The sequence below is a fragment of the Streptomyces bathyalis genome (assembly GCF_015910445.1).
Lineage (GTDB): Bacteria > Actinomycetota > Actinomycetes > Streptomycetales > Streptomycetaceae > Streptomyces > Streptomyces bathyalis.
The window spans coordinates 5,039,029-5,063,602 of the sequence record NZ_CP048882.1; the positions used below are offsets into that span (position 1 = coordinate 5,039,029).

At 70.4% G+C, this 24,574-nt stretch carries 23 protein-coding genes; 18 read left to right on the plus strand and 5 right to left on the minus strand.

Annotation, left to right across the window (positions count from 1 at the left end):
• Nucleotides 1-17: 17 nt before the first annotated feature.
• The 12 genes from G4Z16_RS21895 to mycP all read left to right on the plus strand — a co-directional run bounded on the left by G4Z16_RS21895 (nt 18) and on the right by mycP (nt 16,401).
• Nucleotides 18-1,316, plus strand: coding sequence for an extracellular solute-binding protein (locus tag G4Z16_RS21895; RefSeq protein ID WP_246530986.1), 1,299 nt, complete (start codon nt 18-20; stop codon nt 1,314-1,316).
• Nucleotides 1,317-1,345: 29 nt separating this feature from the next.
• On the plus strand, nt 1,346-2,272 hold the full coding sequence (locus G4Z16_RS21900; RefSeq protein ID WP_246531341.1) for a carbohydrate ABC transporter permease: 927 nt from the start codon (nt 1,346-1,348) through the stop codon (nt 2,270-2,272).
• Nucleotides 2,273-2,277: 5 nt separating this feature from the next.
• Nucleotides 2,278-3,120: a carbohydrate ABC transporter permease gene (locus G4Z16_RS21905; RefSeq protein WP_425508176.1), complete on the plus strand. Its 843-nt coding sequence runs from the start codon at nt 2,278-2,280 to the stop codon at nt 3,118-3,120.
• 46 nt (nt 3,121-3,166) lie between these two features.
• Complete coding sequence (locus G4Z16_RS21910) at nt 3,167-4,903, plus strand: beta-N-acetylhexosaminidase (protein WP_197352402.1); 1,737 nt, start codon at nt 3,167-3,169, stop codon at nt 4,901-4,903.
• Nucleotides 4,904-5,238: 335 nt separating this feature from the next.
• Complete coding sequence (locus G4Z16_RS21915) at nt 5,239-6,099, plus strand: FAD binding domain-containing protein (RefSeq protein ID WP_246530988.1); 861 nt, start codon at nt 5,239-5,241, stop codon at nt 6,097-6,099.
• Nucleotides 6,096-8,051, plus strand: a complete 1,956-nt coding sequence (locus tag G4Z16_RS32650; protein WP_246530989.1) for a 2Fe-2S iron-sulfur cluster-binding protein — start codon at nt 6,096-6,098, stop codon at nt 8,049-8,051. Before G4Z16_RS21915 ends, G4Z16_RS32650 begins: the two co-directional genes overlap by 4 nt.
• Before the next feature lie 172 nt (nt 8,052-8,223).
• Complete coding sequence (locus tag G4Z16_RS21925; protein ID WP_197352403.1) at nt 8,224-10,557, plus strand: xanthine dehydrogenase family protein molybdopterin-binding subunit; 2,334 nt, start codon at nt 8,224-8,226, stop codon at nt 10,555-10,557.
• 424 nt (nt 10,558-10,981) lie between these two features.
• Entirely contained in the window at nt 10,982-11,344 is a 363-nt protein-coding gene (locus G4Z16_RS21930; RefSeq protein ID WP_197352404.1) for a hypothetical protein, read from the plus strand.
• Nucleotides 11,337-12,890, plus strand: coding sequence for a WXG100 family type VII secretion target (locus tag G4Z16_RS21935; RefSeq protein ID WP_197352405.1), 1,554 nt, complete (start codon nt 11,337-11,339; stop codon nt 12,888-12,890). Before G4Z16_RS21930 ends, G4Z16_RS21935 begins: the two co-directional genes overlap by 8 nt.
• 398 nt (nt 12,891-13,288) lie before the next feature.
• A complete protein-coding gene (locus tag G4Z16_RS21940) occupies nt 13,289-13,618 on the plus strand; it encodes a hypothetical protein (protein WP_197352406.1) in 330 nt (109 codons plus the stop codon).
• 21 nt (nt 13,619-13,639) lie between these two features.
• Nucleotides 13,640-15,016 (plus strand): hypothetical protein, encoded by a 1,377-nt coding sequence (locus G4Z16_RS21945; RefSeq protein WP_197352407.1) that lies wholly within the window; start codon nt 13,640-13,642, stop codon nt 15,014-15,016.
• Nucleotides 15,017-15,105: 89 nt separating this feature from the next.
• Nucleotides 15,106-16,401 carry a type VII secretion-associated serine protease mycosin gene (gene mycP / locus G4Z16_RS21950; protein ID WP_197352408.1) on the plus strand — a complete coding sequence of 432 codons (1,296 nt, stop codon included), beginning with the start codon at nt 15,106-15,108 and terminating at the stop codon, nt 16,399-16,401.
• Nucleotides 16,402-16,496: 95 nt separating this feature from the next.
• On the opposite strand, the gene G4Z16_RS21955 is transcribed toward mycP, so the two are convergent.
• The 4 genes from G4Z16_RS21955 to G4Z16_RS21970 all read right to left on the minus strand — a co-directional run bounded on the left by G4Z16_RS21955 (nt 16,497) and on the right by G4Z16_RS21970 (nt 19,091).
• Complete coding sequence (locus G4Z16_RS21955) at nt 16,497-17,015, minus strand: DUF1203 domain-containing protein (RefSeq protein ID WP_197352409.1); 519 nt, start codon at nt 17,013-17,015, stop codon at nt 16,497-16,499.
• Nucleotides 17,016-17,130: 115 nt separating this feature from the next.
• Nucleotides 17,131-17,706 (minus strand): GNAT family N-acetyltransferase, encoded by a 576-nt coding sequence (locus tag G4Z16_RS21960; RefSeq protein ID WP_197352410.1) that lies wholly within the window; start codon nt 17,704-17,706, stop codon nt 17,131-17,133.
• Nucleotides 17,707-17,824: 118 nt separating this feature from the next.
• Nucleotides 17,825-18,280: an NUDIX hydrolase gene (locus G4Z16_RS21965; RefSeq protein WP_197352411.1), complete on the minus strand. Its 456-nt coding sequence runs from the start codon at nt 18,278-18,280 to the stop codon at nt 17,825-17,827.
• Between the two features lie 118 nt (nt 18,281-18,398).
• The gene (locus tag G4Z16_RS21970) at nt 18,399-19,091 is read right to left on the minus strand and encodes an HAD family hydrolase (protein ID WP_246530990.1); all 693 of its coding nucleotides are present in this window, start codon (nt 19,089-19,091) and stop codon (nt 18,399-18,401) included.
• Between the two features lie 226 nt (nt 19,092-19,317).
• On the opposite strand from G4Z16_RS21970, the gene G4Z16_RS21975 reads away from it, so the two are divergent.
• The 3 genes from G4Z16_RS21975 to G4Z16_RS21985 all read left to right on the plus strand — a co-directional run bounded on the left by G4Z16_RS21975 (nt 19,318) and on the right by G4Z16_RS21985 (nt 20,915).
• Complete coding sequence (locus tag G4Z16_RS21975) at nt 19,318-19,764, plus strand: acyl-CoA thioesterase (RefSeq protein ID WP_197352413.1); 447 nt, start codon at nt 19,318-19,320, stop codon at nt 19,762-19,764.
• Between the two features lie 243 nt (nt 19,765-20,007).
• Nucleotides 20,008-20,670: a hypothetical protein gene (locus G4Z16_RS21980; protein ID WP_197352414.1), complete on the plus strand. Its 663-nt coding sequence runs from the start codon at nt 20,008-20,010 to the stop codon at nt 20,668-20,670.
• A gap of 2 nt (nt 20,671-20,672) precedes the next feature.
• Entirely contained in the window at nt 20,673-20,915 is a 243-nt protein-coding gene (locus G4Z16_RS21985; protein WP_037976310.1) for a helix-turn-helix domain-containing protein, read from the plus strand.
• Nucleotides 20,916-21,044: 129 nt separating this feature from the next.
• Here the strand turns inward: G4Z16_RS21985 and G4Z16_RS21990 are convergent, their stop codons facing one another.
• Complete coding sequence (locus G4Z16_RS21990; RefSeq protein ID WP_197352415.1) at nt 21,045-21,920, minus strand: alpha/beta fold hydrolase; 876 nt, start codon at nt 21,918-21,920, stop codon at nt 21,045-21,047.
• 425 nt (nt 21,921-22,345) lie between these two features.
• Here G4Z16_RS21990 and G4Z16_RS21995 point away from each other — a divergent pair, with 425 nt between their 5' ends.
• Genes G4Z16_RS21995 through G4Z16_RS22005 form a run of 3 tightly spaced genes read left to right on the plus strand, consistent with a single transcriptional unit; the run spans nt 22,346 to nt 24,551 of the window.
• On the plus strand, nt 22,346-23,920 hold the full coding sequence (locus G4Z16_RS21995; protein WP_197352416.1) for an MFS transporter: 1,575 nt from the start codon (nt 22,346-22,348) through the stop codon (nt 23,918-23,920).
• A gap of 45 nt (nt 23,921-23,965) precedes the next feature.
• Nucleotides 23,966-24,163: an Arc family DNA-binding protein gene (locus tag G4Z16_RS22000; protein WP_197354822.1), complete on the plus strand. Its 198-nt coding sequence runs from the start codon at nt 23,966-23,968 to the stop codon at nt 24,161-24,163.
• Between the two features lie 4 nt (nt 24,164-24,167).
• Nucleotides 24,168-24,551 (plus strand): type II toxin-antitoxin system death-on-curing family toxin, encoded by a 384-nt coding sequence (locus tag G4Z16_RS22005; protein WP_197352417.1) that lies wholly within the window; start codon nt 24,168-24,170, stop codon nt 24,549-24,551.
• Nucleotides 24,552-24,574 lie beyond the last annotated feature (23 nt).

Below are 24,574 nucleotides of genomic sequence, written 5' to 3' on the forward strand. Positions count from 1 at the left end.
GGGTTGGGGGACTCGCCGTGAAGTCGACCGTACGGACCGCCGCGTCGCTGGCGGCACTCGCGCTGACGGGGACGCTGCTGGCGGGCTGCGCGCCCTCCACCTCCGGCGGCGGCCCCCAGAAGGACGAGAAGAGCGGCACCGTGCGGGTGTGGCTCTTCCGTGAGGTCGGCAACAAGCCGAAGGAAGACGTCGTACGCCGCGTCGTGCGGAAGTTCGAGAAGCGCCACGACGATGTGCGCGTCGACGTGCAGTACATCCCCGTCGACAGCCGCGCGGAGAAGATCAAGGGCGCCTTCAACGACCCGGCGTCGGCGCCCGATCTCATCGAGTACGGCAACACCGACACCGCCGGCTACGTCGAGGACGGCGGACTGGCCGACGTGAGCGCCGAGTTCGCCGACTGGCCGGAGGCACGCGAGGTCGATCCGACGGCGAGGAAGTCGGTGACCGTCGGCGGCAAGGTCTACGGTGCTCCGTTCTTCGTCGGCGTGCGCGCCCTCTACTACCGCACGGACGTCTTCCGCGACCTCGGCATCGAACCGCCACGTACGCTGGACGAAGTCGCCGCCGCAGCACGCCGGATACGCGCGGAGCGGCCCGGCATGTACGGCATCGCGGTGGGCGGCGCGTACACCTACGGCGCTCTGCCGTTCATCTGGGCGCACGGCGGCGAACTCGCCACGAAGAAGGACGGCACCTTACGCGCGGCCGTCGACAGCGCACGCGCCCGACGCGGAATCGCCGCCTACACACGCCTGTTCGGCGACGACAACTGCCCGGCCGCGAAGTGCGCGGAGATGAGCGGCAACGACAACGTGGAGGCCTTCGCGGCCGGCAAGGCCGGAATGGTCGTCGCCGGCGACTTCAACCGGCGTGCAATGGAGGACGGAAGGGTCGACGGCGACTACGACGTGGTGCCGCTGCCCGGCACCGAACGCGGCAGCATCGCCCCCGCCTTCGCCGGCGGCAACAACATCGGCGTACTGAAGAGCAGTTCGCACCGGACGCTCGCCGTGGAGCTGATGCGGGAACTGGCCGGAAAGGCCACGCAGCGACAGCTCTTCGACGCCATGGGGTTCCTGCCCACCTTCACCGATACGCGCGAACAGGCGGCCCGGGAGGAGCCGTTCGTCGAGCCGTTCGTCGAAACGCTCGACGCCGGGACGGAGTTCGTGCCGGCGACACCCGCGTGGGCGGAGATAGACGCCTCCCTCGTACTTCCGACGATGTTCCAGAAGATCGCCGGGAAGAAATCCGGCGTGGACGGGGCGGCGGGCGAGGCCGCACGGAAGATGGACGAGGCGTTCGCCGAGTGAGCGCCCTCGCCCCGGCGCCTCGGACGAGCGTGGCCGAGGCGCCACCGCAGGCAGGCCGCCGGCCACCGGATCCGCCCGTACGGCAGGGGCGCCTCACGCCCTGGCTGTATCTGGCTCCCGCTCTCGTGGTGCTCACCGCGCTGCTGGCCTTTCCCGTCTGCCAACTGGGCCTGATCTCGCTCCTGGAGTACACCCAGGCACAGGTCAGCGGCGGTGAGCCCACGTCGTTCCGGGGTCTCGGCAACTACGCCGAACTCTTCGCCGACGGCCAGTTCCGGCAGGTCCTGCTGGCGACGGTGCTCTTCGCCGCGGCCTGCGTGCTCGGCACCATTACCACCGGCTGCGCCCTCGCGGTGCTGCTCACTCGTGTCAGGGCGCTGCCGCGGCTCCTGCTGACGACGGCCGCTCTCGGCGCGTGGGCGACCCCTGCCATCACCGGTTCCACGGTCTGGGTGTTCCTCTTCGACGCCGACTTCGGGCCGGTCAACAGGGTGCTGGGGCTGGGGGACTTCTCCTGGACGTACGGGCGGATGAGCGCCTTCGCGCTCGTCTTCCTCGAGGTGGTGTGGTGCTCGTTCCCGCTGGTGATGGTGACCGTGTACGCGGGCATCAGGGCCGTGCCGGGCGAGGTGCTGGAGGCGGCGGCGCTCGACGGGGCCTCGCAGTGGCGCACCTGGCGCAGCGTGCTGACGCCGATGCTGCGGCCGATTCTGCTCGTCGTGACGATCCAGTCGGTGATCTGGGATTTCAAGATCTTCACGCAGATCTATGTGATGACGGGCGGCGGCGGCATCGCGGGCCAGAACCTCGTGCTCAATGTGTACGCCTATCAGAAGGCCTTCGCGTCCTCGCAGTACGGCCTCGGTTCGGCGATAGGCGTCGTGATGCTGCTTCTGCTTCTCGGCGTCACTCTGGTGTATCTGCGGCTGCTGCGGCGGAGGGGCGAAGAGCTGTGACGTCACTGCGTCCGCGAATACGAGCCACCAGGGCGTGGCGGTTCGCCGCTGAGGCCACGGCGGTGGCCGTCGCACTCGTCGTCGCCTTTCCCCTGTACTGGATGGTGCTTTCGGCCCTGAAGCCCGCCGGAGAAGTGCGCTCGGCCCATCCTGTGCCCTGGACTCCGAATCCCTCCCTGGATGCCTTCCGCCGCGTCTTCGGGCAGCAGGACTTCGGGCGCTACTTCCTCAACAGCCTGCTCGTCGCCGGGACGGTCGTCGTGGCATCGGCCCTGATCGCGTTTCTCGCCGCGACGGCCGTGGCGCGTTTCCGATTCCGGTTCCGTACCACCCTGTTGATCCTTTTCCTGGTGGCGCAGATGGTGCCGGTCGAGGCGCTGACCATTCCCATGTTCTTCCTGATGCGCGATTCGGGAGTCCTCAACTCCCTTCTGTCGCTGATACTTCCGCACCTGGCCTTCTCACTGCCGTTCGCCGTCTGGATGCTGCGCGGATTCGTGAAGGCCGTACCGGAAGCGCTGGAGGAGCAGGCCACGATCGACGGCGCGAGCCGTGCGCGGTTCCTGTGGCAGATCCTCTTTCCGCTGGTACTTCCCGGACTCGTGGCCACCAGCGTCTTCTCGTTCATCTCGACGTGGAACGACTTCCTGTTCGCCAAGTCGTTCATCGTCTCCGCCACCGAGAACTCCACGCTGCCCATGGCCCTGTTGGTCTTCTTCGACACCGAAACCCCGGACTGGGGCGGGGTGATGGCCGCGTCGACGGTGATGACCCTGCCCGTGCTGGTCTTCTTCCTCCTCGTGCACCGCCGCCTGGTCTCCGGGCTCGGGGGCGCCGTGAAGGACTGACCTCACCCGGGCGACCGGCCTGCCGGCGTCCTGCCGACGAAAGGCGATGCACGTGCCGTACACCGATCTGATCCCCGCGCCCCGCTCCGTCGCGCCCCAACAGGACGGTGTCGGGCCGGACTTCGTCCTCGGCCCGCACACCACGCTCGACGTCGGGCCCGGCACGGACGGCACGGCCCGCTGGCTGCGCGGCACGCTCACGCCGGCCACGGGCGCCCCGCTCCCGCCGCGCGGCTCGGACGGCCGGAGCGAGGCACGGGACGGCGGCGGCGGTGAACTCGTGCTGCGCACGGACGAGGCGGTCGCCGCCCGGTTCGGCCCGGAGGGCTATGTGCTCAGGGCGGGCAACGGCAGCCTTCGCATCACCGGAGGCGCACCCGCGGGGGTCTTCCTCGGAGCGCAGACCCTGCGGCAACTCCTCGGTCCCGCGGCGTACCGGCGCGCCCGAACGGCACCCGGCGAGGCGACCTGGCGCGTGCCGCCGGTGATCGTCGAGGACGGTCCGCGCTTCCCGTGGCGCGGCTACATGCTCGACGTGGCACGGCACTTCACCCCCAAGGACGGCGTGCTGCGCACCCTGGACCTGCTCGCGGCGCACAAGCTCAACGTCCTGCATCTGCACCTCACCGACGACCAGGGCTGGCGCATCGAGATCCGCAGCCGGCCCCGGCTGACCGAGGTGGGCGGCACCCGCGCCCGCAGCCGCGTGGGCCATCGCGGCTCTCCGCTGTGGGACGAGCGGGCACACGGCGGCTGGTACAGCCAGGAGGACCTGCGGGAGATCGTCGCGTACGCCGCCGACCGGCACATCACCGTCGTGCCGGAGATCGACATCCCGGGCCACTCGCAAGCCGCGATCGCCGCGTACCCGGAACTCGGCAACACCGACGTCGTCGACACGTCCGCGCTGGAGGTGTGGACCGACTGGGGCGTGAGTCCCAACGTGCTGGCCCCCGGCGATCACGTGCTGCGCTTCTACGAGGGCGTGCTGGAGGAGGTGCTGGAGATCTTCCCCTCCCGCTTCATCCACCTCGGAGGCGACGAGTGCCCCAAGGACCAGTGGCGTGCGTCTGCCTTCGCGCGGGCGCGCATGCGCGAGCTGGGGATCCCCGACGGCTCGCCGCCCGGGCCGGGGGTCACCGCGGGCGAAGCCGCCGCGGAGGCGCTCCAGGCATGGTTCTTCAGGCACTTCGACCGCTGGCTCACCGAGCGGGGCCGCCGCCTCATCGGCTGGGACGAGATCCTTCAGGGAGGCCTCGCCGAGGGCGCCGCCGTCTCCTCATGGCGCGGCATGGCCGGCGGAGTCGCCGCCGCGCGCGCCGGGCACGACGTCGTGATGTGCCCGGAGCAGGAGCTGTACCTGGACCACCGGCAGGACGGCGGCGCGGGCGAGCCGGTGCCGCTCGGCTACGTGCGCACGCTCCGCGACGTCCACGCGTACGAGCCCGTGCCGCCGGAGCTGGCGGGGACGGCGCACGAGCGGCACGTGCTCGGCGCCCAGGCCAACATGTGGACCGAGTGCGCCGAGAACCAGCAGCGCGTGGACTACCAGACCTTCCCGCGCCTCGCGGCGTTCGCGGAGGTCGTCTGGTCGCCGCCGCTTGCCCGGGGGAACTTCGCCGACTTCGAGCGGCGCATGGCGGACGCCCACTACGCGCGACTGGAGGCGATGGGCGTGGCCTTCCGGCCGCCCGGCGGCCCCCACCCGTGGCAGCGCCGCCCGGGCATCGCGGGGCGCCCGCGAACCGGGCCACGGGCCGGACCGGCGGACACCTCCGCGTAACCGCATGTCGCGAGTGTGGTCCGTAGCACGAAAGTCCGCACAGGATCGGTGATCCGCACAAGAGTCCCCGAGGGTGGCAATTCATCGCTTGCCCGTGTGAGCTGGGGATTACGGGCCCGAGTTCCGGACAGGGGACGAGGGTGATGTCAGCTGACGGAACAGCCCATACCGGGCCCCCGGTCCGACTGCCCGCCGAGATGTGCCAGAGTTGCTTCGTCCGGCCGGTGAGCACGTACCGTACGGGTTCAGCAGCCGGGTCGACCGGGGAAGGGGCGGCTGGATTGAGCACGCAAGCACAGCATGAACAACATGCGCCACAGGCTGTGCCGTCGGTCATGCTGCCCACCACGCTCGACGAGGCCGTGGCCGCGCTCTCCGCGGTGCCCGCCGCGGTGCCGGTGGCCGGCGGCACGGACCTGATGACAGGCGTCAACGCCGGCCACCTCCGCCCCGCCGCCCTCGTCGGACTCGGAAGGATCAGCGAGATCCGCGGCTGGCAGTACCTGGACGGGGAGGCGCTTCTCGGCGCCGGGCTCACTCACGCGCGCATGGGACGCCCCGACTTCGCCGCCCTCATCCCCGCGCTGGCGGCGAGCGCGCGCGCCGCGGGGCCGCCCCAGATCCGCAACGCGGGCACGCTCGGCGGCAACGTCGTCAGCGCCCACCCGACCGGCGACACCCTGCCGGTGCTGGCGGCACTGGAGGCCACCCTCGTCGTCGCGGGCCCGGAGGGCGCACGGCGCGAGATCCCGGTGAGCCATCTGCTCGCGAGCGTGGACATGCTGCGGCCCAGCGAGGTCGTCGGGCATGTCCGCGTGCCGCTGCTGCACGCACCGCAGACTTTCCTGAAGGCCACGGGCCGCACCGGTCCGGGTCGTGCGATGGCCTCCGTCGCCGTCGTCCTCGACCCGGTGCAGCGCGGCGTGCGCTGCGCCGTCGGCGCGGTGGCGCCCATGCCGCTGCGTCCGCTGGAGGCGGAGCGCTGGATCGCCTCCCTGATCGACTGGGACGGGCAGCGCGGACTCGCCCCCGAGGCTCTCGCGGCCTTCGGCGACTACGTCGCCATGGCGTGCATCCCCGACCCCGCTCCGTCCGAAGAGGGCGGTGAGGCTCCCGCACTTCCGCCCGCGGCCTTCCACTTGCGGCGTACGGTGGCAACACTGGCCCGCCGAGGACTCGGGAGGGCGCTCGCATGAGCAACGGCAGCCCGCACGATCCCAACGCGCAGGGCGAGGGATACGGATACGGGCAGGGGTACGGGCAGCAGTACGGAGACGGGTACGGCGGCTACGACGAGTACGCCGACGAGGGCTACGGCGACTACGGCCAACAGCCGCCGCAGGCACAGCAGTCGGACCACCCGTATCCGTCGTATCCGCAGGACGGCTCGTACCCGCAGGGAGGCTGGGGCGGCGAGTCCGACCAGGACGCCACCGCCTTCGTCCAGCTGCCCGCCGGTCCGCTGCCGCCTCCCGGTGCCGGAGTGGAGGCCTGGGGACCGCTGGCCGCGCCCGGCACGGGCCAGGGCGGCTACACGCCGCCGCCCTTCGACCCCTCCGAGGTCGCCGGACCGCAGCTGGCCGAGCAGCCCGGCGCGGCCGAGGACCCGGCATTCGCCGGGCAGTGGGCCATGCCGTTCGGACAGGGGACAGGAGCGCCGGGCGGGCATGCGCCTCCGTACGGTCAGCAGTACGAGGACCAGTACCAGCACCAGGGACAACAGCCCGGCGCGCATTCGGCGTTCGGCGACCCGGGCACCGAGCCGGGTGGTCAGCACGGACCGGACGGCTCCGCCCCGGGGATGGGCCAGGGTGCCGCAGCGGCGCTCGCCGGCTCGCACGAGGCGCGCACGCAGCGGCGCCCCCTCGGCACGGGCGGCGGCGTCACCGCAGGCGAAGCGGAACCGATAGGACCTGCCGAGCAGTTCAGCGGTCCCGCGGCACCGCAGCGGGCTCCCGGACAGCGTCAGCAGGACGCCGCGGGCGCCGCGCACCTGGAAGAGGCGCACGCACGGCGGCAGGTGCCCTTCGACGGCCACGAGGCAGTGCCGGACACCGGCGCCGGGACCTCCGCTCCGCAGGACGGAGCGGCCTCGCACCCCGCCGCGCCGCAGACGAACGAACCGGCCGCGCCGGCCGGCACCACCACCGACGACGCCGACGAGGCGGAGGACACCGAGACACGGCGCCCGATGGGGACCGTGCGTTCCGGACTGCCGTTCACACCTTCGTCCGGCCCCGCCGTCGTCGCGGATTCCCCCGGAACCGACGGCTCGGGCAGCGACGGCCCGGCGGCCGACGGGCAGCCGGACGCGGACCGGGGCGCGACCGCGGCAGGCGGCAGCTGGGCCGCACAGCCGGCAGCCGCCCCCGCCCCCGCACCTGAGGAACCCGCTGAGGAGACGCCCTCCGGGAACGGCGACCGGCGCGGTGGCGATCCCGCGGCCGCGGAGCGCGGGACCGGGGGACCGGCCACCGACACCGAGGTCTCCGAGGAGCCTCCGGTGGAGCTGGCGCCCGAGCTCGGCGGCGAACACCCCCACGTCTCCTACGTCCTGCACGTCAACGGCATCGACCGTCCCGTCACCGACGCCTGGATCGGCGAATCCCTCCTCTACGTCCTGCGCGAGCGCCTCGGCCTCGCCGGCGCCAAGGACGGCTGCTCGCAGGGAGAGTGCGGTGCCTGCTCCGTGCAGGTCGACGGCCGGCTCGTCGCCTCCTGCCTCGTCCCGGCAGCGACTGCCGCGGGCAGCGAGATCCGCACGGTCGAGGGCCTGGCCGTCGACGGAGTGCCCTCCGACGTGCAGCGTGCGCTGACCGAGTCCGGGGCCGTGCAGTGCGGCTTCTGCGTGCCCGGCCTCGCCATGACGGTGCACGATCTGCTGGAGGGCAACCACGCGCCGAGCGAGCTGGAGACCCGCAAGGCGATCTGCGGCAACCTTTGCCGCTGCTCCGGCTACCGCGGGGTCCTCGACGCCGTCCGTACCGTCGTCGCCGAGCGGGCCGAGCAGGCCGCGCGAGAGGAGGCGGAGGCGGAAGCCGAAGCGGAGGCGTACGAACAGGAGTTGGCGGACGGGTCCGCGCGCATCCCGCACCAGGCGGGTCCTGGCGCGGGCGGCGCGTACTTCCCGGGAGGTGGCGGCGCATGACGAGCGGGAAGCCCGCGGCCCTCCCTCACGGGCTCCGCGTCAGGGAACAGCGGAACGGGCATCGTCCACGGAGACGGCCCATGCAGGATCACCGCGTACGGGAGCGACACGTACCGGGGCGAGGCGTACAGGATCACCGCGTGCAGGGACGGCGCGGAAAGGCAGCAGCGGCATGACCAGCACGGCCGACGGCCCCGGCGCCGTCACAGCGACTCCCGCCCAGGGCACACCGCTCTCGCACGATCCTGCCGAGGGCGGCCCGGTCACGCACGGAATCGGCGCGTCCCTCCCCTCGGCCGACGCCCCCGCCAAGGCCGAGGGCACCTTCCCCTACGCCGCCGACCTGTGGGCCGAGGGCCTGCTGTGGGCGGCGGTCCTGCGGTCGCCGCACCCGCACGCCCGGATCGTCTCCATCGACACCACGCAGGCCGCCGCGCTTCCCGGCGTGCACGCCGTCGTCACCCACGAGGACGTGCCCGGCGACGCGGGCCACGGCCGCAAGGTTGCCGACCAGCCCGCCTTCGCCCGCGACATCGTCCGCTACTTCGGCGAGCCCGTCGCCGCCGTGGCCGCCGACCACCCGGACACGGCACGCCTGGCTGCCGCGGCGATCTCCGTCGAGTACGAGCCGCTCGAGGCCGTCACCGACCCGGAGAAGTCCTTCGAGGCCGAACCGCTGCACCCCGACGGCAACTTGATCCGCCACATCCCGCTGCGCTTCGGCGACCAGGACGTCACCGGCGACGTCGTCGTCGACGGTCTCTACCGCATCGGCCGCCAGGACCCGGCACCGATCGGTGCCGAGGCCGGGCTCGCAGTGCCGCGTCCCGACGGCGGCGTGGAGATCTACACCGCCTCCACCGACCCGCACACCGACCGCGACCTGGCCGCCGCCTGCTTCGGCCTGCCCCCCGAGCAGGTCAAGGTCGTCGTGACCGGGGTGCCCGGCGCGATGGGCGACCGCGAAGACACCGGTCTGCAGGTGCCGTTGGGCCTGCTGGCGATGAAGACCGGCAGCCCCGTGAAGATCGCCGCCACCCGCGAGGAGTCCTTCCTCGGGCACGCCCACCGCCACCCCACGCTGCTCCGCTACCGCCATCACGCGGACAGCGAGGGCCGGTTGCTGAAGGTCGAGGCGCAGATCCTCCTCGATGCCGGTGCCTACGCGGACACCACCGCAGACGCGCTCGCCGCCGCCGTCTCCTTCGCGGCCGGCCCGTACGTCGTGCCGCACGCCACCATCGACGGCTGGGCCGTCCGTACGAACAATCCGCCCTCCGGCCATGTGCGCGGCGAGGGCGCGATGCAGGTGTGCGCGGCGTACGAGGGCCAAATGGACAAGCTGGCCGCCCAGTTGCAGATGGACCCGGCGGACCTGCGCATGCGCAACGTACTGGCGACCGGCGACCTGCTGCCCACCGGACAGACCGTCACCTGCCCGGCACCCGTGGCCGAACTCCTCACCGCCGTACGGGAGTCGCCGCTGCCGCCGCTGCCCAAGGACAGCCCCGAACGCGACTGGCTGCTGCCCGGCGGCCCCGAGGGCGCGGGCGAACCGGGCGCGGTGCGGCGCGGAGTCGGCTACGCGCTCGGCATGGTCCACATGCTCGGCGCCGAGGGCGCCGACGAGGTCTCGACGGCCACCGTGAAGGTCGACGGGCCCGTGGCCACCGTGATGTGCGCCGCCGTCGAGACGGGGCAGGGCTTCACGACGCTGGCCCGTCAGATCGTGCAGGAGACGCTGGGCATCGACGAAGTGCACGTCGCGCCGGTGGACACCGACCAGCCGCCCGCGGGCGCCGGTTCGCACAGCAGGCACACCTGGGTCTCGGGCGGTGCCGTGGAACGTGCGGCGAAAATGGTGCGCACGCAGCTGCTGCAGCCGCTCGCCGCGAAGTTCGGGATGTCCACGGAGCTGCTGACGATCGCCGACGGAAAGATCACCTCCTACGACGGTGTCCTCTCCACGACGGTCGTCGAGGCGCTGGAGGACAAGGAGTTGTGGGCCACCGCCCAGTGCCGTCCCCACCCCACGGAGGCGCTCGACGAGACCGGTCAGGGCGACGCCTTCGTCGGGCTGGCCTTCGCCGCCGTGCGTGCCGTCGTCGACGTCGACGTCGAACTCGGCTCGATCCGCGTCGTGGAGATGGCCATCGCCCAGGACGTCGGACGCGTACTGAATCCGCGCCAGCTCAACGCCCGTATCGAGGCCGGCGTCACGCAGGGGGTCGGCGCGGCCCTCACCGAGCACCTCCGCATCAACCGCGGCGTCGTACGCCAGCCGGACTTCACGGGCTACGCGCTGCCGACGGCCCTGGACGCCCCGGACATCCGCATCGTCCAACTCATCGAGGAACAGGACGTGGTGGCGCCCTTCGGCGCGAAGGCCGCCTCCGCGGTCCCGGTCGTCACGTCACCGGCGGCGGTCGCCGCGGCGGTCCGCGCGGCCACGGGGATGCCGGTCAACCGGCTGCCGATCCGTCCGCAGACGGCTGTGGGGGGCTGAGGGGGCGCCTCCTCAGAGCAACTGGGACGCCCGCTTCCGGCCTTCCTCAAGCACCCCGGGCCCGCACGGTAAACATCCGCCGACGTCACGATCAGATATCGCTGTTCCGTCGACTCAAGGGCGAGGTGGGGCTTTTGTGCCCCTTGGGTGTCACGTCGCGGACTCCGCTTATGAGGGTGCCGATCAAGTCGCCGCAGTTGTCGGGGAACAACCGCTCACCGGGCCGGATTCCGGCCTGTTCAGGGGGAGTTGGTGCGCAGCTGACGGGCTGTCAGTCGGCGTCACTAAGGTGTCCTGCTACAGGTTGGGCACCGGCGCCCGGCCCGCTCTTCCGCGGAACGGATCAGAACCGTGGACGCGCGCGGCGACCGTGGCCGGTCGGCGCTGACCGCATGGCTGAGAAGGAACGGGGAGGGCGCCAGGCGTGCGTGGGTTGCGAGTCGACCTCAGTGAACTCGAAGAGACCGTACGCAAGCTCGGTCGTCTGACGACCGCCATGGGTGACTCGGTGACCAAGAGCAGATACAGCACTTACCTGCCCGCGGGAGCGCTCGGCAGAGGATTCATCGAGCAGGAGGAACTCCACGCCGCACACGGCGAGATGAAGGCCGAGGTCGAAGAGATCATCGGGGCGCTCGAGGGGCTCATCGAAGACTTCGGAACGAAGACGAAACAGGTGCACGGCAAGTACCAGGACGCCGATCACGATGCGAAGTACCGCATCGAGGTGAGCGCGACCCGTTCGGGTCCGGGCACTGACGGCCGGAGGCGAGAACCCCATGAGTGACGAGGCCGGGCCCGGCCACCACCCCGACACGGGCGACATGGATGTCGGCGCCGAGGTGAAGACCCCGTTCGCGGCGGAGGAAGACGTCGAGTCGATGAAGGACATGGTCATCGACGCCAAGCCGGAGCTCGTCTTCGACGTCGCGGACACATGGAAGTCCATTCACGACGATCTGGTGAGCGGCGGCGGCAGCGTCAGGAGCGACTTCGACAAGGCCGTCGACCACGTCCTGCAGCACTGGGAGGGCGAGGCCGCCGACGAGTTCGCCAAGAGGGCGAAGAAGCTCAGCAAGCAGATCGCGGAGGGCGCGGCGTACGCCGACTACATCGCCGTCGCGATGCGCAACGCGGGCGAGCGGCTGAACGAGGTCAAGCCGCAGATCGACGCGATCGGCAAGCCTGACGGGTTCGCCGGGGCCAAGAATCTGCAGTGGCTCGGCGCCTCGGCCGACGGCGGCAAGTGGCGTGACGGGATCCAGGGCAACCTTGGCATGCAAGAAGCTCTGAACGGGAAGGGCGAAGGCCCCGCGGGAGGTCCCGCGGGCAAGAAGGAGCAGCTCAGGGCCGCGGCTCTGATGGAGCGTCTGGCCATGACCTACTCGTCGCAGACGATCGCCATGGGGTCGTGGAGGCGGCCGTCCGGGACTCAGGATCAGCCGGACTACCCGGGGCATCCGGGGGGCGTGGCCCCCGTTCCCGTGGACGTGACCCCCGAAGGGGGAGGCGCGGGCGCGATGCCGCCCGGTGCAGCTACGGGCGGCAAGGCAGTGGGGCAGGGTGTGCCGACGCCGAATTCGACGCCGAATTCGACGCCGAATTCGAAAGCGGGGCCGAAAGGGGGACCGAAAGCGGGGCCGAGGTCGCAGGGTGCTGCGAGCGCGGGCTCCGCCGCGTCGATGAACGTCGACGGAATCTCGGGCGGCACTGCCACCGGTTCGCGTCCCGGCGGCGCGAACGGGGGCGCACCCGCGGGTGGCTTTTCCGGCCGTGGTGTTGCCGCGGGCCTGAATCCCGGTGCTGCGGGGCGTGTTCCGGGAGGTCTGGGCTCTGCCGGCCGCCCGGGGCCCGGGAATCGTGAGGTCACGGGCAAGGGTGCCGGCGCGCGTAGGGATGTCCCTGCGAGCGGGGGTGGCGCGGGGCGCGCTCCCGGTGGAGACCCCGGTGGGCGCGTTCCGGGTGCAGGCGTTCCCGGTGGAGGGGCTCCTGGTGGAGGCGTTCCCGGCGGGCTCGGTGCAGATCGGGGAACCATGGGCGGACTCGGAGGAGCGCGGGGCAGGGGCAAGGGTGGCGCCGTCGGGCGCGGGCCGGTGGAGCCTCAGAGCGGTGGCGCTCCCATGAATCCCCTGGAGGGCAAGAGCCCTTCCCGGCAGAGCGGGGAGGGGCTCCACTTCAGCCGCGGCGGTGGCACTGTGGGCGATCGTGGCCGAATCGTCAACGGAGTCGGGGGAGTCGGCCCAGGCGGTGATCACACCGAGAAGGGGCCCACCAAGTATCAGAGGGGCGACGCCAAGCTTCCGGACTACTTCGTTGCGGACGAGGACAGCTGAACACTCCGGGGGAGGGAGGCAGGCGGGTTGCGGTACGGAGCGTGCTCCCGTATCACGATCCGGTATCACTGATCCGTCACGGCTGTGCTGTGCGCAGGGCGTTCGGGTGCCCTTATCGCCCTGCGGGGAAGTCCGCTTCCCCCTCCACCAGCAGGTCGGCGCAGTGTGGCGGGACAACCGGCTGCGCGGCCGGATTCCGGACCGGTACTGCCTGGTGGGGCGGGGGCGAAGTGACCCGCTGTCAGTGGCAGTTACTAGGGTGTACGTGATACCTGAGTGAGGCACGATGGGTGTCGACTGTTACCGGCCCCCGTCGATGGGCGGGCCACAGTCACCGACGCGTGCCCGCGTGGATGCGGCGCAGACGCATGACGGAGAAGGAACGGGGAGGCGCAGCCGTGGGTGAGATGCGAGTCGACCTCAGTGAACTCGAGGAGACGGTACGCAAGCTCGGTCGCGTGACGACCGCCATGAGCGAGTCGGTGACGAAGAGTCAGTACAGCACGGACCTCCCCAAGCATGCGCTGGGTAAGGGCTTCGCCGAGCAAACCGACATCGACAACGCGCACAGCGAGATGAAGACCCACATTCGGGAGATCATCACGGTTCTGCACGAGCTCATCGACGAGTTCGGCACGAACACGAAGAAGGCGCACGGCAAGTACCAGAACGCCGAGCACGACGCGAAGTACGGCATGAACGGCGGACGTTCAGGGTCCGGGAACTAACGGTCAGGGGGCGAAGACGACATGGGTGAACAGACTGGGCTCCCCCAGTTCACCGACAGCAACATGTGCTACATGGGCGAGGTCAAGACCCCGTTCGCGACCGGCGAAGACATCGACTCGATGAAGGCGATGCTCGCCGAGGCCAACCCGGGACTCGTCCTCGATGTGGCCGACGCGTGGCAGAACATCCACGACCGTCTGGCTGGCGGCGGTGGCAGTGTCAAGGGCGACTTCGACAAGGCCGTCGACCATATCCTCCAGCACTGGGAGGGCGAGTCTGCCGACGAGTTCGCCAAGAAGGCGAAGAAGATCAGCAAGTCGATCGGTGACTGCGCCACGTACGCCACCCGCACCTCCACCGTGATGCGCAACGTCGGCCACAAGCTGAGCGAGATCAAGCCGAAGGTCGACGCGATCGAGAAGCCCGGTGGCTTCGGCAGCGCCATGGACAAGATCGGCGACGGCTTCTCGCGCGACGACAACGAGTGGAAGGGCGAGATCCAGGGCAACCAGGGCGCGCAGAAGGCCCTGGACAACCACGACGGTGACCTCTCGGCGGGCAAGGAAGAACAGCTGAAGGCCGCCGCGCACATGGAGGCGCTGGCACTCACGTACACGTCGCAGGCGAAGACCATGGGGACGTGGAACAAGAGGCGGTACGAGGACGGCGGGGACTACCCCGGTGATCCAGGCGGAGTGGCCCCTGTTCCGGTGAGCGTGACTCCCGATGGGGGTGGCCCTGGTGCAGCAGCGGCCGGTGCTTCCAGGACCGGAAGCACCGTCGGAAAGAGTGCGCCGAAGTCGACCTCTCCGGGTGCGGGAACACCTGTTGCAGGCACCAAGGTGGACGGCATCTCGGGCGGCACTCCGACCGCCACTGGCGGTCCGGGTGCAGGCGGAGCCACCAGCGTTCCGGGAAGCGGCGCACCTGGTGGCGCCGGTTCCGGTGGTATGGGCGGCGGCGTTCCCGGTGGTCCGGGTTACGTCGGGCAGACGTCCGGGAACCGCGGCGTAGCCGGTACCGGCAGGGGTGTCGGTGGCCGGGTTCCCGCCGGCATCGGTGCCGGAGGAGCGGGTGGCGCCGGAGGCAAGGGCGCCGGCGCTGCCGTCGGCCGGGGACCTCTGGCGCGTCAGCGGGGCGGCACTCTCGACACACCGCAGCAGGGTAAGGGCGCCGCACGGCAGGGCGGTCAAGGGCTGCACTCCAGCCGCGGCGGCGTGATGGCCGGCGAGCGTGGCCGTGGTGCCAACGGCGTCATGGGCGGCGGTGTCGCAGGCAACAACTCCCGCCGCAAGGAAGGGGAGCGGAACCAGGGGGAGCGTCCCGACTACCTCGTCGAGGACGAGGAGACCTGGATGCCTGAGCGGCGGGACGTAGCCCCGCCGACGATCGGCTGACGAAGCACCGGCACACTACGAAGTACCGCACGCTGGGGGTGCGGCCAATCAGGCCGCACCCCTCCGCCGTACAACAGAGGACTCGACAGATGGGCATCACGCGGACCCTGCGCGTCGTCAGCGGAGCAGTACTGACTGGGGCACTGCTTTTCAGTTCAGCACCGAACGCCGCAGCCGATCAGGTGCGCGACGACCAGTGGGTGCTGAAATCCCTCGACACCGAGTCAATTTGGAAGACGACCAAAGGCAAAGGCCAGACCGTCGCGGTGATCGACGATGGTGTCAACCCCAATCACCCCGACCTCAAGGGCAACGTCCTGAAGGGCAAGGACTTCCTCGACGGTGGGTCGGCAGCTCCCAAGCCGGGCGATTACCATGGCACCGCCATGGCTTCGCTGATTGCCGGTCACGGCCATGGTCCCCGGAACGCCCAGGGTGTCCTTGGTCTTGCTCCTGAATCGAAGATCCTCCCTATTCGCGACTATGGGTCAGGCGGTAAAGGCGATGGCGCGTCTATCCGTTATGCCGTCGACCATGGCGCCACCGTCGTCAACATCTCGCAAGGAGGCACTTCATCTTCCCAGGAGGAAGCAGAAGCCGTCGCGTACGCACTGAAGAAGAACGTCTTGGTGGTGGCCGCTCCGGGAAACTCGGCAGGCCCGGTCGAGTATCCGGCGGCGTATCCAGGCGCCGTCGCCGTAACCGCTGTTGGGGAGAGCGGCACGCTCTGGCCCAAGTCAAGCCACGGACCCAAGACCATGCTCAGTGCGCCGGGTGCCAAGATCGTCCATGCAGGCGGACCCAGCAATCTCAATGGATATGGAATCGGCAGCGGAACATCTGACTCCGCAGCGTACGTATCCGCCACCGCTGCCCTCCTCAAGGCGAAATACCCAGACCTTTCCGCTGGCCAGATCGTCAACCGGTTGACGAAGACCGCTGAGATGCCCGCCTCAGAAAAGGGAGCAAAGCTACCTGACGAGCGGTATGGCTATGGCTCAATTCGCCCGCTGGCGGCCCTCCAGAATGACATTCCCAAGGGCTCCAAGTACGGCCCTCTTTCCGTTCCTCAGCAGCTCAAGAACGAGGAGAAGGTCGCGGAGAAGGAGCGGGAGTCACAGGCGCAGCAGGAGCAGGCCGACAGGGAATTCGTCATCATCTGGTCCGTCATCGGCGTCATGGCCCTCCTTCTGGTCGTGGGCATCGTGCTCCTCGTTGCGAGGTCCCGCCGAAAGAAGAACCGGACCAACGGCCCCGGCGGCCCCGGCATGCCGGGAGGCGGCTACCCGTACCCGCCCGGCCCCGGCTACGGCCAGCCCCCGCACCAACAGCAGCCGTACGCCCCGCAGCCGACGGCTCCGCCGCAGCAGCCGCCGTACAACTGACGAGCCAACCGCCCTTTGCGAGCCAGGACTTGAGGGGCGGCTCGTGCTCCAAGTTGCGCGAGCCGCCCGCTCCGCTGAGCGGGCAGCGGACATCTCTACGCCCGCCGCACCTCGAACAGGAAACACCCGTACTCCAGGGCCCGTACGTGCACCAGCGCCACCTCCGGCCTGGCGAACGCGTCGTCGAAGGCCTGGTCGAACCCGGCCTCGGCTTCCTGCGGAATCTGGAAGAGGTTGCCGCCGACGATGTGACCGGCGGCGTTGTAGCGGCGGATGGTGCGGCGAGCGTCCGGTCGCGCGAAGGGGTAGCCCTCGACGTCCCGTGGTCCTTCGCATTCCTCCGCGTGGATGAACACCGGCCCGGACTCGTCGTAGGCGCCCGGCTCGGCCCCGTGCAGGGCCGCCCAGCGTCGCAGCGGTGCGTACGAGACGAGGGCGACGCGCTCGCCCGGCTCGATCGTGCGCAGGCAGCAGCGGAGGGGGCTCCCCACGCAGTTGACCGGAACGCCGTCCTCGCTGGCGGTGTAGGGCCGCATCGGCCGGCCGGCGTCGTCGGTGTCGCGGAGTTCCTTGAGAGTGGCGGGAGGGATCGGCAGGGCTGTGTATGAGGTCATGGAGCCAGCTTGGGCCGAACAACCCCCGCTTGCTGGCGGCAATCGGACCCCGCATTCCAGGATCGGAGAAGGCCCCACGCTCCTCCTCGACGGCCCGTCACGAGCCCCGTCCTGATCAACCAGCCGAGCCCTCGCGGTCCGCGCGTGCCTTCCGCCACTCGGGCGCGAGCACCGACCAGACCTCCATGTCGTGCCGGCGTCCCCGGTAGAGGTAGACGTCGCGGAGGACGCCTTCCTTCGTCATGCCGAGGCGGCGGGCCACCGCGATGCTCGGTTCGTTCCCGACCGAGACCACCCACTCCACGCGGTGGATGCCGCGCTCTTCCACGGCCCAGTCGATGATGACGCGCGCGGCCGCGGTGACCAGGCCTTTGCCCGCCGCTGACGGCTCCAGCCAGCAGCCCGCCTCCGCCGTGCCCTGGGCGACGTCCATCACCCGGAAGAGGACCCCGCCGACCAGCGTTCGGTCCTTCCAGATGCCGTAGACGCGCCCCGTGTTGTTCGCGGTCTTCTCGGCGTATCCCTGAAGGTGTGCGCGGCTCGATTCCAGGTCCGTGACGACGTCCGGCAGACCGATGTACTGCCCGATGAACTCCCGGCCCCGGTCCATGTGGCGCAGGAACTCCTCGGCGTGCGACGGTTCGAGCGGCCGCAGCTCGGCGTCGTCGATACCCAGCGGCACGGCGTACATGGTTCCTCCAAAATCGATGACGGGGGCGTCACGCAAGGTCGCGTTCTCACGGGCGCCGTTCGGGCGCTGCCAGGCCCGGACGGCTACCGCTTCCCCCGGACCCCGACCGGCGGGGCCGTCAGGGCTTGTACGTACGGAAAAGGGCCAGGGTTTCCGGGAGTTGGGAGTGGTGGGGCTTGGGCGGGTCACGCGGGGTGAACCAGCCCAGCGAGTCGAACTTGTGAGGCTCACCGATGGCCACGCGGGCGGGGTCGACCTGCACGGCGAAGACCACGGCCACCCAGTGCGAGAGGGGAGTACCGCGGAGGATGTTGCGGACGCCGATGGTCTCGATGGCGAGCGGAGGCGCCGAGTACTCCTCGCGGACCTCACGGGTGACGGCCTCCTCGAACGTCTCGCCGTGTTCGAGCGCGCCCGCCCCGGTGTCCCACGTGCCCGGCTCGTCCCGCACGCCCGCGCTGCGACGGGCCAGCAGTACGCGGCCTGCGGCGTCGTGGCAGACGAAGACGCAGGAGACGGCCGGTGCCGTCAGGGCCCGGTCACGACCTGCCGCGGGCGTTGGTCTCGCGTTCATGTCTCCTGCTCATCTGCGGGGCGGCCGCTTCCGGACGGGATGCGTTTCTCAGGGCCCGACGTGATGCGCTCTTTGGAAGCCCGCGCGTTGGTCTGCGAAATCCGACGTGACTCATCCATCAGAAGTGGTTCGTCAACTCGCGGAACGTCCCCAGGTGCAGGACCTGTTCGTCGGTGTGGTCGAGTTCGTCGTGTTCCAGGACCCAGGTGTGCTGGTTGGGAATGAAGACGGCGTTCATGCCCGCCCGCCGTGCCGGGAGGATGTCCGACCTGGGGGAGTTGCCGATCATCCAGCTCGTGGCTGGCGTGAGTCCGTGCGTTTCGATGAGGCTGCGGTAGGTGGCGTCGTTCTTCTCCGGGACGATGCCGATCTCCCGGAAGTGATGAGCCAGTCGGGACATGTCGATCTTGCGCTGCTGCTCGTCCGGGTCGCCCTTGGTGAGCAGCAGAAGGTCGTGGCGGTCGCCGAGCGCGGTGAGCGTTTCGGCGACTCCCGGTATCAGCTCGACCTGGTGGTCGATGAGCGCCGCGGCCAGTTCCTTGATCTCCTCGAGCTCCTGGGCCGTCGTCGGCCTGCTGCGCAGCCGCTCCACGCAGTCGGCGAGGCTGCGCAGCAGCGACTGGGTGCCGTATCCGTGCGTGACGGTGTTCGCCGCCTCGATGTCGTCGAGCACGGCGCGGAGTTGGAGCCGGTCGAGGGTGGGATGCGCCATCCAGTCCAGGAAGTCCTCGATGACGCGCTCGAAGAGGACGTTGTTCTCCCAGAGGGTGTCGTCCGCGTCGAAGACGAGTACTTGGCGTTCGCGCCTCAATCTTGAACCTCCCCGAGTCCCGCTCCCTGGCCCGGACGGTAACGGGGCGGCTCGTCGGCCGCCAGGGGTTTTCGTGCCGGTCGGCACCGCCCCGTCCGCCCCGCCTCCCCGAACCCCTCGCATGCCGCCCGCACCGCCCTCTGCCGGTTAACGTCCATTAACGTTAACGTACGCTAACGTGCCACGTCGGCACACCGGCACACGGATCCGAGCGAGGGAGACGCCCATGACCACCGATGCCGCCGGTCTGGAAGTGATGTACCGCGGGACCGTCTACCCCTGGCACTGCGACCAGATGGGCCACATGAACGTCATGTGGTACGTCGGGAAGTTCGACGAGGCCACCTGGCAGCTCTTCGCCAGCTTCGGCATCACGCCGCAGTATCTGCGGACCAGCGGCAGGGGCATGGTCGCCGTGGATCAACGCATCTCCTACCGGCGGGAGTTGCTGGCGGGCGACGTCATCGTGGTGCGTTCGGCAGTGCTCGAGGTGCGGGAGAAGGTGCTCCGCTTCTGCCACCGGATGGAGAACGCCGTCTCCGGTGAAGTGGCAGCTGTCACCGTGCTGACAGGCGTCCACTTCGACACGGAGCTGCGGCGCTCCTGCCCGTTCCCGGACGCCCAACTGGCAAGGGTGAAGGGCCTCGTGAGCGACTTCGACCCCGGCATCTGACGGCAGCCCCCTGGCGGGTCGGGCGGCAGGCTGACGGAACGCCCGCCGCTGCCACGTACTTATCGCTTGCCGATAACATCGATAAACGATAAGTTGCGCGACCGGTACCGCCACTGGCCGGTGCCCACACCCCCACGTTGCGCGCGGCCACCGCCGCGGCCCGAGTCGAGGACCGTCATGGGCATATCCGAAGGAACAGGCAACAGAGAGCCCCGTCGCTTCGCGAGACACCGACTGATACGCGTGCTCGCCGGCTTGATGCTGTTTCTCGGACTGGCCGCGGCCGGCGGTGGCGTCGCGTATGCCATCAACGGGGCAACGCAGGCGCAGGCCGACGTGACCGTGAACGTCAAGGCGCGCACCACGGAGGGGTTGAGGGTCGAGACGAGCGGCGGCGATTCGACGTCGAAGGCTCGGCTCGCAGAACCGTCCGGTGACGACAACAAGATCACGCTGGACGTCCCGGGGGCCGAGCAGGGGTCCCGGCTGGAGGCGGGTACGGATGCGCTCGAGCTGCGCGCGTGGGGATCCACGATCATGGAGCAGCTGTTGAGCCGCGGGGACTCCGCGATCCTCGGCCTCAGCTTCGGCGGTGGTGCTCTGCTGCTGCGCGGGCTGCTGCTCTCCATCGCCGAAGGCGAGCCGTTCCGGCGGGGGAATGCCGCCCGGATCGCGGGCATCGCCGCACTGACTGCGGCCGGGTCCTACGGCGCAGCGCTGACCCCTGGCCTCGCCTCCGGCCTGGTACTCGAACGGGTCGGGCTGGACGGCCCCGGCAGCCCGATCACTCCCTCGGCCTTCCTGGCACCCCTGCCGGCGCTGCTTGCCGCCCTGCTGCTCCTCGCGGTCGCCGAGGCGTTCCGCAGGGGAACCGAACTCGCCCAGGACGTCGACGGGTTGGTCTGAACGTGGCGGTTCCCGCAGATCAGCACCGCGTCGCCTGCAATCTCGACCGGTTGCTCGCCGAACGTGGCATGACGCTCACCGAACTGGCGGACCGGGTCGGAGTGACCCTGGTCAATCTGTCGGTGCTGAAGAACGGCCGTGCCAAGGCTGTCAGGTTCTCCACCCTGACAGCGATATGCGACGTTCTGGACTGCACGCCGGGCGACGTGCTCACCGTCCTCCCGCCCGACGGCACGTCCGGATGAGACCGGCCCAAACCGGCCCGCACCGGCCCGCACCGGACCGGCCCGCACCGGACCGGGCTGCCATGGACCGGCCGCAGCGGAACGACCGGCGCCCCGAACGATCCGGCGGCGACTGACGGTTGAGCCGGATCACGCCGTCTCGGAGAGGAAGTCCCTCAGCAGGCGCGTGAGGGAGCCCGGGGCGTCGATCCAGGGGAAGTGACCCACGCCCTTGAGAGTGTGCAGACGCGCGTTCGGGAAGGACTCGGCCACCGCTTCACCCGCACGCATGCCCGTCACCGCGTCGAGGTCGCCGGTGACGACGAGGACGGGGGTCTCGACCTTGGTCAGCGCCTCCAGGACGGCCAGCCGCGACGGTTCGTCGATGCCCTGCCAGAAGCCCGCGCGCGGCACGGGGTTGAGCTGGTCGCTCTCGGATGCGGCGTGCGCGCGCTGCGGCGCGTCCCAGCGCCCGTACGCCATGGGTGCGGCGCGCAGCAGCAGGTTGCGGACGTGGGTGAGGTCCGTGGCGTTCTCCAGGAGCCGCACGGCCTCGCGCGCCTCCTCCCACCAGGGACCTTCCTCGGCTCGCGACGCGAAGATCTCCCGCGCGTCGTCGGGGAGTTCGCCCTGCAGGCGCGAACCGGGATTGAGCAGTACGAGATGGCTGAGACGACCGGGATGTGCGGCCGCATAGGTCTGGGCGGTGGCCGCCGCCGCGTCGTGCGCGAGAAGGGCGAACCGGTCGAATCCCAGCTCCCGGCGCAGGGCTTCGACGTCCTCGGCGAGGCGCGGGAAGGCGTACTCCTCCGGGTCGGCGGCGGCCGGTGAATCGCCCGTGCCGCGCGAGTCGGGGACGATCAGGCGCCGGTACGCGCTCAGTCCGCCGATGTCGCCGAGGTAGGCCGCGTCGCGGGCCGGACCTCCCGCGAGGCAGACCAGGGGAGGCCGGTCCCAACTGGTGGGGGCGTCGCCGAGGACGCGGTAGCTGAGTCGGGCCCCGTCGTACGAGGTGAAGTACGGCATACCCCTCAGCGTGCCCCAAGCAGGGGCGAACAGCCGTGACCGTCCGCCTCGGCTCAAGTTGTGGCTGGTCGCGGCGGTCCGGCGGTGCCCGGCAGGGCCGTCCGGCGGTGCCCGGGAGTTCGCCTTTCCGCCGGGCCGATGCGCGCCTTCGAGCAGGGGCCGGAACCGTCACCGGTCCTGGGCCCTGTCTGACAAATCCCGTCTGGGTTGCGACGCCTGGCATGCACGTTCGCTGCGTTGTCGTTCGTCGGTGCAGCCCGCTGCGCTCTCCTCCTCCGCCTTGCGACCGCACGCACCAGACACCGCAACCCACGTCCTGACGGACGTACGACGCTATTTGTCAGACAGGGCCTAGGGCGAACGGACGATGCCGTCAGCGACCACTGACAGGTGCCAATGTCCGTGGTGGCCCTTACCGTTCCCGTATGACTGCATCTGGCGACGGCATCGGGGAGTCCGGAGGCGTGAAGGACCCCGCGCCTGTGAGGACCACCGCGCCGTTGTCGGACCTGCCGGTCCCCGTGCCCGCGCCGGCGCGGGCGGCCGGGTCCGCGGGGAGGCCGCGGTCGGAGAGCGTCCTCGGGCGTGGCTATCTGGCACTGACGCTCGGCATCGTCTCCGTCGTCTTTCTCATCGCCTTCGAAGCGACCGCCGTGGGAACGGCGATGCCCGTGGCCGCCGACGAGCTCGACGGTGTCTCCGTCTACGCCTTCGCCTTCTCCGCCCTGTTCACCACCTCCTTGCTCGGCATGGTCGTCTCCGGCCAGTGGAGCGACCGGAGCGGGCCCCTGCCACCACTGGCGTGGGGGATCGGCTCGTTCGCGGCGGGGCTCGTGCTGTCGGGGACGGCCGCGACGATGGGGATCTTCGTCGCGGGCCGCGCCGTGCAGGGCATCGGCGGGGGGCTCGTCATCGTGGCGCTGTACGTCACGGTCAGCCGCGCCTATCCGGAGCAGTTGCGGCCCACGGTCCTGGCGTGCTTCGCCGCGGCATGGGTGGTGCCTGCCGTCGTCGGGCCGCTGATCGCGGGTTCGGTGACGCAGCACCTCGGCTGGCGCTGGGTGTTCCTCGGCCTTCCCCTTCTCGTGGCGGTGCCGCTCGCCGTGATGCTGCCGGCGGTTCGGCGCGCGGCGTCGGGGCCGCCGCCGGGTGATCCCGCTCCGGATGCGGCGGACCGCCCCGGTCAGGGTCCGGCGGGCCGCACGCGGCTGAAGTTCGCCGTGGCGCTGGCCGCCGGCGCGGGGCTGCTCCAGTACGCGGGGCAGGAGCTCACCCTGCTTGCGGTGCTTCCGGCGGTCGCGGGTGCCGCGCTGCTCGTACCGGCGGCGCTGCGGCTGCTTCCGCACGGCACGTACCGGGCGGCCCGGGGCCTGCCCGCGGTGGTGCTGCTGCGCGGCATCGCGGCGGGTGGATTCGTGGTGGCGGAGAGCTTCGTGCCGCTCATGCTGGTCAGCCAGCGTGGCCTGTCCGTCACGATGGCCGGGCTGGCGCTGGCGGCGGGCGGAGCGACGTGGGCGCTGGGCTCCTTCACGCAGTCGAGGCAGCGCCTCGGGCCCTACCGGGAGCGGCTGGCTCGGGGCGGGATGGTGCTGGTGACGGCGGGCGTGGCATATACGCCGGCGGCGCTGGCGGAGAGCGTGCCGGTGTGGACGCTGGCCGTCGCGATGGCCGTGGGCTGCTACGGCATGGGCCTGGTCATCTCGTCCACGAGCGTGCTGCTGCTGCAGCTGTCCGCTCCGGAGGAGGCGGGGAAGAACTCGGCGGCGCTGCAGATGTCCGACAGCCTCTCCAACGTGGTGCTGCTCGCGGTGACGGGGGCGGCGTTCGCGCTGTGCGGGGGCGGTTCGGTCAGCGTGGGCGCCGCCGGAAGCGGGAGCGGCAGCGCCGGGGCCGCAGCGGCGGAGGGCCGTCCGCTGGCGTTCGTCGCGGTCTACGCGATCGCCGCCCTGGTCTGCGCGCTGGGCGTCGCCGTCGCCGGGCGGCTCGGGGAGCGCACGTGAGTGGTACCAGTCTGGGGCTATAGCTGGTACCGTTTTCGTATGGCTATGAATCTACGTCTGCCTGACGAGGTGCAGGAGAGTCTCAAACAGCGCGCTGAGGAAGAGGGCCGCAGCATGCACGCCATAGTGGTCCAGGCGGTGGAGCGCTATCTGGTGGAGGAAGCGGACCGTGCGACGGTTCGCAAGCTGGGGGCGAAGTACGCGACCAAGCATGCGGACCTGCTCCGGAGGCTAGGGGAGTAGCCGGGTGAAGTACTTGACGGTGCAGGAGGCCCTGGACCTTGCACAGCTCGCCTGCTCCGAACAAGAGGTGTCCGTGCGGGACGTCGGTCTGCTCACCTCGGCGCTGCTTCGGCCGAAGTCGCAGATGTTCGGTATCGAGGCGTACCCGGATCTGTTCGAGAAGGCAGCTGCGCTGATGCACTCGCTCGTGCTGAACCACCCTCTGGTGGATGGCAACAAGCGCCTGGCGTGGATGTGCACGGTGGTCTTCCTCGACGTCAACGGTATGGAGATGACCGATGTCGATCAGGGAGGCGCCTACGCGCTGGTGATGGATGTCGCGGCGGGTAAGACGGAGGACGTGGCAGTGATCGCGGATGCGCTGCGTTCCCTGCATGCCGGCACTTGATGACCGTTCCGTGACGGGAGGTG